The following is a 15226-nucleotide window of genomic DNA, read 5'->3' as shown; positions in this document are numbered from 1 at the left end:
CTTCCGATACGGCTACCTTGTTACGACTTCACCCCAATCATCTGTCCCACCTTCGGCGGCTGGCTCCTAAAAGGTTACCTCACCGACTTCGGGTGTTACAAACTCTCGTGGTGTGACGGGCGGTGTGTACAAGGCCCGGGAACGTATTCACCGCGGCATGCTGATCCGCGATTACTAGCGATTCCAGCTTCACGCAGTCGAGTTGCAGACTGCGATCCGAACTGAGAACAGATTTGTGGGATTGGCTTAACCTCGCGGTTTCGCTGCCCTTTGTTCTGTCCATTGTAGCACGTGTGTAGCCCAGGTCATAAGGGGCATGATGATTTGACGTCATCCCCACCTTCCTCCGGTTTGTCACCGGCAGTCACCTTAGAGTGCCCAACTGAATGCTGGCAACTAAGATCAAGGGTTGCGCTCGTTGCGGGACTTAACCCAACATCTCACGACACGAGCTGACGACAACCATGCACCACCTGTCACTCTGCCCCCGAAGGGGACGTCCTATCTCTAGGATTGTCAGAGGATGTCAAGACCTGGTAAGGTTCTTCGCGTTGCTTCGAATTAAACCACATGCTCCACCGCTTGTGCGGGCCCCCGTCAATTCCTTTGAGTTTCAGTCTTGCGACCGTACTCCCCAGGCGGAGTGCTTAATGCGTTAGCTGCAGCACTAAGGGGCGGAAACCCCCTAACACTTAGCACTCATCGTTTACGGCGTGGACTACCAGGGTATCTAATCCTGTTCGCTCCCCACGCTTTCGCTCCTCAGCGTCAGTTACAGACCAGAGAGTCGCCTTCGCCACTGGTGTTCCTCCACATCTCTACGCATTTCACCGCTACACGTGGAATTCCACTCTCCTCTTCTGCACTCAAGTTCCCCAGTTTCCAATGACCCTCCCCGGTTGAGCCGGGGGCTTTCACATCAGACTTAAGAAACCGCCTGCGAGCCCTTTACGCCCAATAATTCCGGACAACGCTTGCCACCTACGTATTACCGCGGCTGCTGGCACGTAGTTAGCCGTGGCTTTCTGGTTAGGTACCGTCAAGGTACCGCCCTATTCGAACGGTACTTGTTCTTCCCTAACAACAGAGCTTTACGATCCGAAAACCTTCATCACTCACGCGGCGTTGCTCCGTCAGACTTTCGTCCATTGCGGAAGATTCCCTACTGCTGCCTCCCGTAGGAGTCTGGGCCGTGTCTCAGTCCCAGTGTGGCCGATCACCCTCTCAGGTCGGCTACGCATCGTTGCCTTGGTGAGCCGTTACCTCACCAACTAGCTAATGCGCCGCGGGTCCATCTGTAAGTGGTAGCCGAAGCCACCTTTTATGTTTGAACCATGCGGTTCAAACAACCATCCGGTATTAGCCCCGGTTTCCCGGAGTTATCCCAGTCTTACAGGCAGGTTACCCACGTGTTACTCACCCGTCCGCCGCTAACATCAGGGAGCAAGCTCCCATCTGTCCGCTCGACTTGCATGTATTAGGCACGCCGCCAGCGTTCGTCCTGAGCCAGGATCAAACTCTCCGATAAAGTAGTTTGACTGACTACGCACATCGCTGTGCGATTTTTAAAAACTGAATTAACAGGTACGTTTTGTCTTGTTTAGTTTTCAAAGATCATTTTGTTTGTCCGCTTTGTTAAAGCAACTTTATTAGTATACAATGTCACTTCTTCAAAGTCAACAACTTTTTTTAAAAACTTTTGGTGGAGCCTAGCGGGATCGAACCGCTGACCTCCTGCGTGCAAAGCAGGCGCTCTCCCAGCTGAGCTAAGGCCCCATAAAAAATGGTCGGGAAGACAGGATTCGAACCTGCGACCCCATGGTCCCAAACCATGTGCTCTACCAAGCTGAGCTACTTCCCGATTTCCCATCTATTCTATTAAAAGATATGGCGCGCCCGAGAGGAGTCGAACCCCTAACCTTTTGATCCGTAGTCAAACGCTCTATCCAATTGAGCTACGGGCGCAAAACATAATGCCGAGGGCCGGACTTGAACCGGCACGGTAGTCACCTACCGCAGGATTTTAAGTCCTGTGTGTCTGCCAATTCCACCACCCCGGCGTGGATGGTATAGTTGGAGCGGAAGACGGGATTCGAACCCGCGACCCCCACCTTGGCAAGGTGGTGTTCTACCACTGAACTACTTCCGCAGACAGGATGTCCAGTTTTTCTAACTGTTATCCTATATAATGCGGGTGAAGGGACTTGAACCCCCACGTCATAAAGACACTAGATCCTAAGTCTAGCGCGTCTGCCAATTCCGCCACACCCGCGTAAAATGGTGAGCCATGAAGGACTCGAACCTTCGACCCTCTGATTAAAAGTCAGATGCTCTACCAACTGAGCTAATGGCTCTTCTACAAGAGACTTGAGTATTATATCATATAAAAGTGGTGCCGGCAAGAGGACTTGAACCCCCAACCTACTGATTACAAGTCAGTTGCTCTACCAATTGAGCTACACCGGCATAATGGTGGAGGATGACGGGCTCGAACCGCCGACCCTCTGCTTGTAAGGCAGATGCTCTCCCAGCTGAGCTAATCCTCCATAATTGCACTAACGTGCAATTGCTTGGCGGCGTCCTACTCTCACAGGGGGAAACCCCCGACTACCATCGGCGCTGAAGAGCTTAACTTCCGTGTTCGGTATGGGAACGGGTGTGACCTCTTCGCTATCGCCACCAAACAAATTGAGAGTGTTCTCTCAAAACTAGATAACAGGTGTGACATCATTCAAAATATGGTTAAGTCCTCGATCGATTAGTATCTGTCAGCTCCATGTGTCGCCACACTTCCACCTCAGACCTATCAACCTGATCATCTTTCAGGGATCTTACTTCCTTGCGGAATGGGAAATCTCATCTTGAGGGGGGCTTCATGCTTAGATGCTTTCAGCACTTATCCCGTCCGCACATAGCTACCCAGCGATGCCCTTGGCAGAACAACTGGTACACCAGCGGTGCGTCCATCCCGGTCCTCTCGTACTAAGGACAGCTCCTCTCAAATTTCCTGCGCCCGCGACGGATAGGGACCGAACTGTCTCACGACGTTCTGAACCCAGCTCGCGTACCGCTTTAATGGGCGAACAGCCCAACCCTTGGGACCGACTACAGCCCCAGGATGCGATGAGCCGACATCGAGGTGCCAAACCTCCCCGTCGATGTGGACTCTTGGGGGAGATAAGCCTGTTATCCCCGGGGTAGCTTTTATCCGTTGAGCGATGGCCCTTCCATGCGGAACCACCGGATCACTAAGCCCGACTTTCGTCCCTGCTCGACTTGTAGGTCTCGCAGTCAAGCTCCCTTGTGCCTTTACACTCTGCGAATGATTTCCAACCATTCTGAGGGAACCTTTGGGCGCCTCCGTTACCTTTTAGGAGGCGACCGCCCCAGTCAAACTGCCCACCTGACACTGTCTCCCCGCCCGATAAGGGCGGCGGGTTAGAAGGTCAATACAGCCAGGGTAGTATCCCACCGATGCCTCCACCGAAGCTGGCGCTCCGGTTTCCAAGGCTCCTACCTATCCTGTACAAGCTGTACCAACATTCAATATCAGGCTGCAGTAAAGCTCCACGGGGTCTTTCCGTCCTGTCGCGGGTAACCTGCATCTTCACAGGTACTATAATTTCACCGAGTCTCTCGTTGAGACAGTGCCCAGATCGTTGCGCCTTTCGTGCGGGTCGGAACTTACCCGACAAGGAATTTCGCTACCTTAGGACCGTTATAGTTACGGCCGCCGTTTACTGGGGCTTCAATTCGCACCTTCGCTTACGCTAAGCGCTCCTCTTAACCTTCCAGCACCGGGCAGGCGTCAGCCCCTATACTTCGCCTTACGGCTTCGCAGAGACCTGTGTTTTTGCTAAACAGTCGCCTGGGCCTATTCACTGCGGCTCTCTCGGGCTTGCACCCTAACAGAGCACCCCTTCTCCCGAAGTTACGGGGTCATTTTGCCGAGTTCCTTAACGAGAGTTCTCTCGATCACCTTAGGATTCTCTCCTCGCCTACCTGTGTCGGTTTGCGGTACGGGCACCTCTCACCTCGCTAGAGGCTTTTCTTGGCAGTGTGGAATCAGGAACTTCGCTACTATATTTCGCTCGCCATCACAGCTCAGCCTTATGGGAAACGGATTTGCCTATTTCCCAGCCTAACTGCTTGGACGCGGATATCCAATACCGCGCTTACCCTATCCTCCTGCGTCCCCCCATTGCTCAAATGGTGAGGAGGTGGTACAGGAATATCAACCTGTTGTCCATCGCCTACGCCTTTCGGCCTCGGCTTAGGTCCCGACTAACCCTGAGCGGACGAGCCTTCCTCAGGAAACCTTAGGCATTCGGTGGAGGGGATTCTCACCCCTCTTTCGCTACTCATACCGGCATTCTCACTTCTAAGCGCTCCACCAGTCCTTCCGGTCTGGCTTCACAGCCCTTAGAACGCTCTCCTACCACTGTTCGAAGAACAGTCCGCAGCTTCGGTGATACGTTTAGCCCCGGTACATTTTCGGCGCAGAGTCACTCGACCAGTGAGCTATTACGCACTCTTTAAATGGTGGCTGCTTCTAAGCCAACATCCTGGTTGTCTAAGCAACTCCACATCCTTTTCCACTTAACGTATACTTTGGGACCTTAGCTGGCGGTCTGGGCTGTTTCCCTTTCGACTACGGATCTTATCACTCGCAGTCTGACTCCCAAGGATAAGTCATTGGCATTCGGAGTTTGACTGAATTCGGTAACCCGGTAGGGGCCCCTAGTCCAATCAGTGCTCTACCTCCAAGACTCTTACCTTGAGGCTAGCCCTAAAGCTATTTCGGAGAGAACCAGCTATCTCCAGGTTCGATTGGCATTTCACCCCTACCCACACCTCATCCCCGCACTTTTCAACGTGCGTGGGTTCGGGCCTCCATTCAGTGTTACCTGAACTTCACCCTGGACATGGGTAGATCACCTGGTTTCGGGTCTACGACCACGTACTCATGCGCCCTATTCAGACTCGCTTTCGCTGCGGCTCCGCATCTTCTGCTTAACCTTGCACGGGATCGTAACTCGCCGGTTCATTCTACAAAAGGCACGCCATCACCCGTTAACGGGCTCTGACTACTTGTAGGCACACGGTTTCAGGATCTCTTTCACTCCCCTTCCGGGGTGCTTTTCACCTTTCCCTCACGGTACTGGTTCACTATCGGTCACTAGGGAGTATTTAGCCTTGGGAGATGGTCCTCCCGGATTCCGACGGAATTTCACGTGTTCCGCCGTACTCAGGATCCACTCAGGAGAGAACGAAGTTTTGACTACAGGGCTGTTACCTCCTATGGCGGGCCTTTCCAGACCTCTTCATCTACCTCGTTCTTTTGTAACTCCGTACAGAGTGTCCTACAACCCCAAGAGGCAAGCCTCTTGGTTTGGGCTAATCCCGTTTCGCTCGCCGCTACTCAGGGAATCGCATTTGCTTTCTCTTCCTCCGGGTACTTAGATGTTTCAGTTCCCCGGGTCTGCCTTCTCATATCCTATGAATTCAGATATGGATACCACTCCATTACGAGTGGTGGGTTTCCCCATTCGGAAATCTCCGGATCAAAGCTTGCTTACAGCTCCCCGAAGCATATCGGTGTTCGTCCCGTCCTTCATCGGCTCCTAGTGCCAAGGCATCCACCGTGCGCCCTTTCTAACTTAACCGTTAAAAAGAATCACTATGTGATATCTTGTGTTACTAATTGAATGTGATGTCTACTGTTATCTAGTTTTCAAAGAACACGTTTCGAAGGAATGATCCTTCAAAACTAAACAAGACAGGGAACGTTCTGTTTATAAGACCCAAGGTCTTATATTCCGTATAATATCCTTAGAAAGGAGGTGATCCAGCCGCACCTTCCGATACGGCTACCTTGTTACGACTTCACCCCAATCATCTGTCCCACCTTCGGCGGCTGGCTCCTAAAAGGTTACCTCACCGACTTCGGGTGTTACAAACTCTCGTGGTGTGACGGGCGGTGTGTACAAGGCCCGGGAACGTATTCACCGCGGCATGCTGATCCGCGATTACTAGCGATTCCAGCTTCACGCAGTCGAGTTGCAGACTGCGATCCGAACTGAGAACAGATTTGTGGGATTGGCTTAACCTCGCGGTTTCGCTGCCCTTTGTTCTGTCCATTGTAGCACGTGTGTAGCCCAGGTCATAAGGGGCATGATGATTTGACGTCATCCCCACCTTCCTCCGGTTTGTCACCGGCAGTCACCTTAGAGTGCCCAACTGAATGCTGGCAACTAAGATCAAGGGTTGCGCTCGTTGCGGGACTTAACCCAACATCTCACGACACGAGCTGACGACAACCATGCACCACCTGTCACTCTGCCCCCGAAGGGGACGTCCTATCTCTAGGATTGTCAGAGGATGTCAAGACCTGGTAAGGTTCTTCGCGTTGCTTCGAATTAAACCACATGCTCCACCGCTTGTGCGGGCCCCCGTCAATTCCTTTGAGTTTCAGTCTTGCGACCGTACTCCCCAGGCGGAGTGCTTAATGCGTTAGCTGCAGCACTAAGGGGCGGAAACCCCCTAACACTTAGCACTCATCGTTTACGGCGTGGACTACCAGGGTATCTAATCCTGTTCGCTCCCCACGCTTTCGCTCCTCAGCGTCAGTTACAGACCAGAGAGTCGCCTTCGCCACTGGTGTTCCTCCACATCTCTACGCATTTCACCGCTACACGTGGAATTCCACTCTCCTCTTCTGCACTCAAGTTCCCCAGTTTCCAATGACCCTCCCCGGTTGAGCCGGGGGCTTTCACATCAGACTTAAGAAACCGCCTGCGAGCCCTTTACGCCCAATAATTCCGGACAACGCTTGCCACCTACGTATTACCGCGGCTGCTGGCACGTAGTTAGCCGTGGCTTTCTGGTTAGGTACCGTCAAGGTACCGCCCTATTCGAACGGTACTTGTTCTTCCCTAACAACAGAGCTTTACGATCCGAAAACCTTCATCACTCACGCGGCGTTGCTCCGTCAGACTTTCGTCCATTGCGGAAGATTCCCTACTGCTGCCTCCCGTAGGAGTCTGGGCCGTGTCTCAGTCCCAGTGTGGCCGATCACCCTCTCAGGTCGGCTACGCATCGTTGCCTTGGTGAGCCGTTACCTCACCAACTAGCTAATGCGCCGCGGGTCCATCTGTAAGTGGTAGCCGAAGCCACCTTTTATGTTTGAACCATGCGGTTCAAACAACCATCCGGTATTAGCCCCGGTTTCCCGGAGTTATCCCAGTCTTACAGGCAGGTTACCCACGTGTTACTCACCCGTCCGCCGCTAACATCAGGGAGCAAGCTCCCATCTGTCCGCTCGACTTGCATGTATTAGGCACGCCGCCAGCGTTCGTCCTGAGCCAGGATCAAACTCTCCGATAAATGGATCACAGGTTAAGTTCGCCGCATCCCACGGCGACACCTGTGTGACCTGCGTCGTGCAGGCCCTAGTTTGACTGACTACGCACATTGCTGTGCGATTTTTAAAAACTGAATTAACAGGTACGTTTTGTCTTGTTTAGTTTTCAAAGATCATTTTGTTCACTTCGTTCAAGCGACTTTATTATTATAACTCGTTGACTCAGTGAAGTCAATAACTTTTTTTGAAGTTCTTTTTTTCGTTATCGCCTTGTTTAGCGGCAACGAATAATAATATACCACCTAGTAAATAATAGTGCAATAGTTTTTTTGAAGAAATACTAAGGAATTTAAAAAGAGCGGCATCCTTTTCCTATGGAGGATACCGCTCTTCCTTATTAGCGTTGTCTCATTTGCGGGAATAACAGCACATCGCGAATAGAAGGGGCATTCGTCAGCAGCATAACCAGACGGTCGATACCGATGCCTAAACCTCCTGTTGGCGGCATACCGTATTCCAGAGCTTCAACAAAGTCTTCATCCATTAGATGAGCTTCATCATTACCGGCTTCACGCTCTTTTAATTGCGCTTCAAAGCGTTCTCTTTGATCAATAGGATCATTCAGCTCTGTAAACGCGTTGGCATGTTCACGTCCAACGATAAACAGCTCAAAACGGTCTGTAAAACGCGGGTCCTCAGGGTTTTTCTTAGCAAGAGGAGAAATTTCTACAGGATGCCCGTAAATAAACGTTGGCTGAATAAGCGTTTCTTCAATTTTTTGCTCGAAGAATTCGTTGATGATATGCCCTACTGTCATAGAGTCTTTAATTTCTACTCCATGTTCTTTTGCATATTCACGCGCCTGTTCAACAGTAACCTCTTCCCAGAAATCAACGCCGGTCGCTTCTTTGACTGCGTCAACCATATGGATTCTTTTCCACTCCGGTTTAAGGTCGATTTGCTCTTCCCCGTATTGAATCGTAGTTGTGCCAAGCACTTCTTGGGCGATATGAGCGACAAGGTTTTCAGTTAAGCTCATGATATCTTTATAGTCCGCATACGCTTCATATAACTCAATCATTGTAAATTCAGGGTTATGGCGTGTAGAGACACCTTCGTTACGGAAAACACGGCCGATTTCATATACTTTTTCTAAACCGCCGACAATTAGACGTTTTAGGTGCAGTTCGATAGCAATACGCATATAGAGTGGAATGTCTAACGCGTTGTGGTGAGTGATAAACGGACGTGCAGAAGCTCCCCCAGGAATGCTGTGCATTGTAGGTGTTTCTACTTCTAAGTATCCATGATCATCAAGGTATCTTCTCATAGCTTGAATGATCTTGCTTCGTGTAATGAACGTATGTTTGCTGTCTGGGTTTACGATAAGATCCAGGTAGCGCTGACGGTAGCGCTGCTCAACGTCTTTTAAACCATGGTATTTGTCAGGAAGCGGACGAAGCGCTTTTGTCAGCAATTCAAAGGAAGTTGCTTTAACAGACAATTCGCCTACATTTGTTTTGAAGACTTTTCCGGTTACGCCGATAAGATCACCGAGGTCAGAAGACTTGAAGATTTCATATTGGTCGTCACCGACACTGTCTTTTCTTACGTAGATTTGGATTTGGCCTTCTAAATCCTGAAGATGGGCAAAGCCGGCTTTTCCTTTGCCGCGTTTTGTCATCATGCGGCCTGCGATTGTAACTTCAATCGCTTTTTCTTCTAACTCTTCTTTGGTTAGATCTTGATATGCCGAAATAACTTCTTGAGACTGATGAGTTCTTTCAAAACGTGCGCCGAATGGATCGATGCCGTTATCTCTCAGCTGATTCATTTTATCGCGTCTGACTTGCAGCTGATCATTCAATTCTTCATGGTTATGCTCTTCTTGACTCATTGTTATCACTCCATTACAGATATTGTTTCATGAAAAAAGCAGAAAAACTGCCAGCGTAAAACTAGCAGTGAGCAGCAAATAGAGGTGAGTATTATCCTACTTTTGCATTTTGAAGCTCTTTTGCCTCAACTTCAACCGTAAATGCATCTAAAAGCTGTACAAACTCTTCTCTCGTCTCGCAATGATTGATTTCATTACGAACGTTCGCATTGCCTTTCACGCCTTTCAGATACCATGCAGCGTGCTTTCTCATTTCTCTTACCGCTACGTTTTCACCTTTTAAGTCAATCAGGCGGTCAAGATGCAGTTTGCATACGGCCATTTTTTCGCGTACTTGCGGCTCTTCTTTTAATTCACCTGTTTCAAGATACTGAACCGTACGGTAAATCATCCACGGGTTGCCCAATGCAGCGCGTCCGATCATGACCCCGTCTACTCCTGTCTCATCGAGCATACGCTTAGCATCCTGCGGTGTCTTAACATCGCCGTTTCCGATAACCGGAATCGAAACTGATTGTTTTACTTCTTTGATGATATCCCAGTTTGCCGTTCCTTCGTACATCTGCACTCTCGTACGGCCGTGAAGCGCCACTGCTTTACCGCCCGCACGTTCTACAGCCTGTGCATTTTTCACTGCGAAAATGTGGTCTTCATCCCAGCCCATTCTCATTTTCACTGTAACTGGTTTATTAACAGCATCCACTACTGCAGAAACCATTTCGTAAATCTTATCAGGGTCGAGAAGCCATTTGGCTCCCGCATCGCATTTTGTAATCTTCGGAACGGGACATCCCATGTTAATATCAATGATATCAGCAGTTGTGTTTTGGTCTACAAACTTCGCCGCTTCCACAAGGGTTTCCTTTTTCCCTCCGAAAATTTGAAGGCTCAGTGGTTTCTCACGTTCATCGATATAAAGCATACCCATTGTTCTTGCATTGTTGTAAAGGATCGCTTTGTCACTGACCATTTCAGCGCATACCAATCCGGCTCCGAATTCCTTTACAGTCAATCTGAACGCAGAGTTGCAGACACCAGCCATAGGTGCGAGCACAACCCGGTTTTTCAATTGAATATCTCCGATTTTGAACAATTTTTCTCCTCCTTTAATTTGTTCTATTTTTCTGGCGGCGCCAATTCGTCCGCACTTATATTTAAAACATCTGCTGCATCTTGAATGATGGCAGCTGACGGCAATCGGTTTCCGCGTTCAATTTCGCCGAGAATAGAAACTGATATACCTAATGCTTTTGCAAATCCTTCTTGAGTATAACCTTTCAGCTTTCTGAATGCACGAATTCGTCTACCCCAGATTTCTGCTTCCATACTCTTACACCTTCTTGGTCTGTTTCGGCGCTTTTAGCCTCTTTTTCAACCTGCTGGCAAATTTCCGCAAGCGGCGCAAGGACAAACAAACGCTCATACATTCTCGGATGCGGAACAATTAGTTGCTCTGTTTCAATATTTTCACGATTAAATAACAAAATGTCAAGGTCTGCCGTCCGCGGTCCCCATCTTACTTCCCTTGTTCTGCCTAATTCATTTTCTATCTGCTGCGTCAGTTCAAGTAGTTCAAAAGGGTTCAGTGATGTCTTGATTTCAACAGCCATATTCAAAAATTGAGCTTGATCTTCGTATCCGACCGGGTCAGTTTCGTAAATAGACGACACTTTAGTGACTGTCACCGCAGCATGCTGATGCAGTAAAGCCACTGCTTGCCTTAAATACGTTTCTCTATCTCCAATATTAGATCCAAGTGCAATATAAGCTATGTTGTTCATGACTTTTTTCTCGTAATTTCAATTGCTACTGATTTATAGTGTCCGGGAATTGGCGGGTCTGGCTTAATCACTTTCACCGTACATTGCTGAACAGGCTGAAATTTTTCGAGAACAGTGCCAGCAATACGTTCCGCCAGCGTTTCTACCAATTTTACAGGCTCCCCTTCCACGATATCTTTACATACGTGATAGAGCTCAGCATAGTTGATCGTTTGCTCAAGGTCGTCTGTTTGTCCGGCTTTGCTTAAATCCAGCTCAGCGGTTAAATCGACTTTAAACCGCTGGCCAAGTTTGTTTTCTTCTTTGAACACACCGTGATATCCGTAAAACTCCATACCTTCTACATAAACTTTATCCATGGTGCACCCCTCCCTTATTCAGCATCGCGTCCATCATTTTCGCCATTCTGGCAATTTGCTTTACATCATGGACCCTGACAATGTCACAGCCTTTTTGAATGCCGAGACACACAGTCGCGCCTGTGCCCTCAGCCCGCTCCTCAGGCGGAAGATCCAGAACACGTCCGATGAATCTTTTTCGGGAGGTTGCCAGAAGAACCGGATATCCCAATCCGCTGAAAATCTCTAGTTTGTTCATCACTGCCAAGTTATCGTGATAGGTTTTCGCGAAACCGATACCGGGATCAAGAATAATGTTCTTCTCGTCTACTCCGGCCTCAACAGCAATTTTTACACTCTCCATTAAGTCCGACAGCATATCCGGCAATAAGTCATTGTAGTTTCTTTCAGGGCGGTTATGCATGAGAACAATTGGAACATTATGATCAGCTGCAACGGAAGCCATCTTCGGATCATGTTTGGCTCCCCAAATATCATTGATAATGGATGCACCGGCTTTCACTGCTTCATCTGCGACAGAAGCCTTGTACGTGTCTACAGAAATAGGAACACCAAGCTCTTTCGTAATCCGCTCAATCACCGGAATGACTCTGGACATCTCCTCATCCTCAGATACGCACTCAGCGCCAGGCCTTGTCGATTCCCCTCCGATATCAATGATATGGGCACCATCATCGATCATCTCTTCCGCGTGCAGCAGCGCCTTGTCCAAGCTGTCATATTTTCCGCCGTCCGAGAAAGAGTCAGGCGTTACGTTTAAAATTCCCATCACCAGCGTCTTCTCTTTATATGATAAAGCGCTGGGCTTAGTGTGGATTACTTGTGTTTGATCTATTGTGTGCTGCGCCATGCTCTTCCTCCCTTTTCATACATCATGTTCTTTATTTCTTTTTTGTATAACAATTGAAGAGCGGAGGTTGCTTCTCCGCTTTGGCTTCCATAGTTTACTTCTTCTATTTTAGTAAACGGGATGATTTCAAGAACCGAGTTCGTCATCCACGCTTCGTCAGCTGTCAAGAGAGCTTCTAGCTCATATCGGCCCGTTTTGAGCTCCAGGCCGATATTCTTTGCATTTTCTATGATAAAACGTCTCGTGACGCCGTCCAGAATACCGGTATCAAGCGATGGCGTATAGATACAGCGACCTTTTCTCCAGAAGACATTAGATATGATACCCTCTGCAACAACTCCATCCTCCGTTAAGAAAATTCCCTCGACACGCGGATCATTTCCAATTTCCCGTTTCGCATACATATTATTTAGATAATGATGAGATTTTAACCGGAACGATCCCTCAGGAGTGTTTCTCCGTATCGATAAAACCTTCCCTTCTTTTTGCAAAGGAAGGCTTTCTGGTTTCAGCTGATTCACAAAGCATAAAATGGTCGGCTTATCGTACGTCTGGGCGACAAAGCCTTTATCGCTGATCCCCGCTGATATGTTCAGTCTGACGCGGGCATTGCCATCCTTGATATTATTTAGCTTAAGCAGCTTGTCCAGCATCTCAAGGATCTCATGCTTTGAAACAGTATATTCGATTTGCAGGTCCTTAAGCGCTCGTTCAAGCCTTTCTATATGCCAATCAAGCAAAAACGGACAGCCTTCGTAGAGCCTGAAGGTTTCGAAAACACCGATCCCATATAAAAACCCATGGTCAAAAGGAGAAAGAACTGCATCTTTCTCCTCCATATACCGGCCGTTCACATATATCATCACGCAATAACTTCCTTGCGATATGTCTCAATAAAATTTCTGAGCATTTCTTTCCCAAAGGAGGTCATAATAGACTCTGGGTGAAATTGCACGCCCTCTATCGGGAGGTCATTGTGGCGAATAGCCATGATTTCTCCTTCTTTCGTTTGTGCTGTTACTGTAAAACAGCTTGGCAGCGTCTCAGGTTTTACGATCAGCGAGTGGTATCGCGTCGCAACAAGGGGGTTTTTCAACCCTTCAAAAATGGTCTTGCCGTCATGCTCGATATCCGAGGTTTTCCCGTGCATAAGCCGTTCTGCCCTAACAACATCACCGCCGAACACTTGTGCGATGGACTGATGTCCGAGACATACACCGAAAATAGGAATTTTCCCTGCGAAATGTTTAATTGCTTCGAGACTGATTCCCGCCTCATCAGGGCTGCACGGTCCGGGAGATATCATCAGAAAGTCCGGAGACAGTTCTTCAATTTCTTCGATTGTGATGCTGTCATTGCGTCTCACAACCAGCTCTTCCCCAAGCTCGCCCAAATACTGTACCAAGTTGTACGTGAATGAATCGTAGTTATCAATCATTAAAATCATTTCTCCGCTCACCTCATCTAATTTTTGTCTCTTCTTTGCTCAGCTCTAATGCTCTTTGCATCGCAAAAGCTTTTTTGAATGATTCCTTGTATTCGTGCTTCGGAACAGAATCAATCACAACTCCTGCGCCGGACTGCATAAATGCCTGCCCTCCGGTTGCATAAATGGTTCGAATGACGATATTAAACTGCAGATCGTGATTATATCCAAACCACCCTATAGATCCAGTATAAAGCCCTCGGCGTGTCGGCTCAAGTTCTTCTATAATTTCCATCGTTCTTACTTTCGGTGCACCAGTAATGGTTCCTCCGGGAAACACAGCATGAATAATATCTACAGCATCATACCCATCCTGCAGTTCACCTTGGACATTAGACACAATGTGCATCACATGCGAGTATTTTTCAATTGCCATGAATTCATTTACGCGCACAGACCCGTACCGTGATACTCTTCCCAGATCATTTCGCTCAAGATCAACCAGCATGACATGTTCCGCGCGTTCTTTTTCATTGTGTATCAATTCGTTTGCAAGCGCCTCGTCTTCTTCATTTGTTTTCCCTCTGGAACGGGTGCCCGCAATCGGTCTCGTCTCTAATAGCTGGCCCTTTTTGCTGACAAGCAGTTCAGGCGATCCGCAAATGATCTGAAAATCAGGTGTTTCTAAATACGCCATATAAGGAGAAGGATTTACTTCTCTCAAGGTTTTGTAAATTTGATATGGGTGGACAGACAGTGACTGTGACTGCCTTATTGATAGATTGACTTGAAACACATCTCCGCTGGCAATGTATTGTTTGATTTTCTCTACAGCTTGTGAGAACCCATCCTCGGTAAATGGCGCCGCGAAAGAACCATCTGTTTCAGGGTTCATCTCTCGCGAAGAGACAGCGGGAAGCTCAGTCAGCCACATCTGCTCTAACTCAGATAGCTTCACATCCGCTGTTTCCTGATCAGAACCATTAACATGAGTAATCAGCCATAGAGACTCTTCTTGATGGTCATAAACTGCTATATCATCAAAAACAAGAAAATAAATATCTGGTGTTTCTAGATCATCTAATGAGAGCATTTTAAAATTTTCAATGTACCGTGCGTAATCATAGCTGAGAAACCCGATTGCCCCGCCTTGAAAGTCAGGGAACTCATGATTCGTTTCTGTTTCCAGCGTTTTAAACCAGCTGTGGAAGGCCCGTAATGGATCACCTTCTTTAAACAGCATCTCATCACCATGCTTAATTGTAGTTATTCCGTCTTTTCCTTTCACAGTCGCAATTGGATCAAGACCGGCTATACTATATCTGCCGCCTCTTGCACTTTCAAGAAGTACATGATGTTTCCGGGATTGCGCAAGTTTCTCAAATTGTTGTAAGAATGAGTCTTTTTGAAAAGGTACTTTTTTGCCTGCCGGTCTGCGTTGTGCCATTTGTATCATTCCTCTATTTTCTTTTTTACTTGTTTTTAATTGTAAAGCAATGTTGTTAGTGAAAAAAGTGAATTTCTCTTCCAAGAATAACATTCGTCGCAGA

At 48.2% G+C, this 15226-nt stretch carries 9 protein-coding genes, 9 tRNA genes and 4 rRNA genes (1 of these 22 running past the window's edge); all 22 read right to left on the bottom strand.

Annotation, left to right across the window (positions count from 1 at the left end; all coding sequences use genetic code 11):
• Positions 1-1528, bottom strand: a 16S ribosomal RNA gene (locus NYE20_RS00545); it reaches 22 nt to the left of the window's first position.
• Positions 1529-1700: 172 nt separating this feature from the next.
• Positions 1701-1776 (bottom strand) — tRNA-Ala (locus NYE20_RS00540).
• Between the two features lie 8 nt (positions 1777-1784).
• Positions 1785-1861: transfer RNA gene (locus NYE20_RS00535), tRNA-Pro, on the bottom strand.
• 27 nt (positions 1862-1888) lie between these two features.
• Positions 1889-1965 (bottom strand) — tRNA-Arg (locus NYE20_RS00530).
• Between the two features lie 9 nt (positions 1966-1974).
• Positions 1975-2060, bottom strand: a tRNA-Leu gene (locus NYE20_RS00525).
• Between the two features lie 14 nt (positions 2061-2074).
• A tRNA-Gly gene (locus tag NYE20_RS00520) sits at positions 2075-2149 on the bottom strand.
• Between the two features lie 40 nt (positions 2150-2189).
• Positions 2190-2272, bottom strand: a tRNA-Leu gene (locus NYE20_RS00515).
• A gap of 6 nt (positions 2273-2278) precedes the next feature.
• A tRNA-Lys gene (locus NYE20_RS00510) sits at positions 2279-2354 on the bottom strand.
• A gap of 36 nt (positions 2355-2390) precedes the next feature.
• A tRNA-Thr gene (locus NYE20_RS00505) sits at positions 2391-2466 on the bottom strand.
• 4 nt (positions 2467-2470) lie between these two features.
• Positions 2471-2546: transfer RNA gene (locus NYE20_RS00500), tRNA-Val, on the bottom strand.
• Positions 2547-2568: 22 nt separating this feature from the next.
• A 5S ribosomal RNA gene (gene rrf / locus NYE20_RS00495) occupies positions 2569-2684 on the bottom strand.
• Positions 2685-2738: 54 nt separating this feature from the next.
• Positions 2739-5666, bottom strand: a 23S ribosomal RNA gene (locus tag NYE20_RS00490).
• A gap of 170 nt (positions 5667-5836) precedes the next feature.
• A 16S ribosomal RNA gene (locus NYE20_RS00485) occupies positions 5837-7386 on the bottom strand.
• Together the 16S, 23S and 5S rRNA genes with 9 tRNA genes alongside form the textbook arrangement of a ribosomal RNA operon.
• A gap of 374 nt (positions 7387-7760) precedes the next feature.
• Positions 7761-9260, bottom strand: coding sequence for a lysine--tRNA ligase (gene lysS, locus NYE20_RS00480; RefSeq protein ID WP_003226674.1), 1500 nt, complete (start codon positions 9258-9260; stop codon positions 7761-7763).
• 91 nt (positions 9261-9351) lie between these two features.
• Positions 9352-10353 (bottom strand): tRNA dihydrouridine synthase DusB, encoded by a 1002-nt coding sequence (gene dusB / locus NYE20_RS00475; RefSeq protein WP_014475588.1) that lies wholly within the window; start codon positions 10351-10353, stop codon positions 9352-9354.
• A 23-nt stretch (positions 10354-10376) separates the two neighbouring features.
• Entirely contained in the window at positions 10377-10586 is a 210-nt protein-coding gene (locus tag NYE20_RS00470; RefSeq protein ID WP_003226678.1) for a helix-turn-helix transcriptional regulator, read from the bottom strand.
• Positions 10538-11041: a 2-amino-4-hydroxy-6-hydroxymethyldihydropteridine diphosphokinase gene (gene folK / locus NYE20_RS00465; protein ID WP_161621066.1), complete on the bottom strand. Its 504-nt coding sequence runs from the start codon at positions 11039-11041 to the stop codon at positions 10538-10540. Before folK ends, NYE20_RS00470 begins: the two co-directional genes overlap by 49 nt.
• Positions 11038-11400 (bottom strand): dihydroneopterin aldolase, encoded by a 363-nt coding sequence (folB, locus tag NYE20_RS00460; RefSeq protein WP_014478613.1) that lies wholly within the window; start codon positions 11398-11400, stop codon positions 11038-11040. The genes folK and folB overlap by 4 nt, the downstream gene beginning before the upstream one ends.
• A complete protein-coding gene (folP, locus tag NYE20_RS00455; RefSeq protein ID WP_161621067.1) occupies positions 11393-12250 on the bottom strand; it encodes a dihydropteroate synthase in 858 nt (285 codons plus the stop codon). Before folP ends, folB begins: the two co-directional genes overlap by 8 nt.
• Positions 12232-13113 carry an aminodeoxychorismate lyase gene (pabC, locus tag NYE20_RS00450; protein WP_161621767.1) on the bottom strand — a complete coding sequence of 294 codons (882 nt, stop codon included), beginning with the start codon at positions 13111-13113 and terminating at the stop codon, positions 12232-12234. Before pabC ends, folP begins: the two co-directional genes overlap by 19 nt.
• Positions 13113-13697: an aminodeoxychorismate/anthranilate synthase component II gene (pabA, locus tag NYE20_RS00445; protein ID WP_017696363.1), complete on the bottom strand. Its 585-nt coding sequence runs from the start codon at positions 13695-13697 to the stop codon at positions 13113-13115. The genes pabC and pabA overlap by 1 nt, the downstream gene beginning before the upstream one ends.
• A gap of 13 nt (positions 13698-13710) precedes the next feature.
• Positions 13711-15123: an anthranilate synthase component I family protein gene (locus NYE20_RS00440; protein ID WP_072173763.1), complete on the bottom strand. Its 1413-nt coding sequence runs from the start codon at positions 15121-15123 to the stop codon at positions 13711-13713.
• Positions 15124-15226 lie beyond the last annotated feature (103 nt).

The sequence above is a fragment of the Bacillus sp. FSL R5-0416 genome (assembly GCF_037975425.1).
GTDB classification, from domain to species: Bacteria; Bacillota; Bacilli; order Bacillales; family Bacillaceae; genus Bacillus; species Bacillus subtilis.
This window is presented reverse-complemented; position numbering and strand designations above follow the sequence as displayed.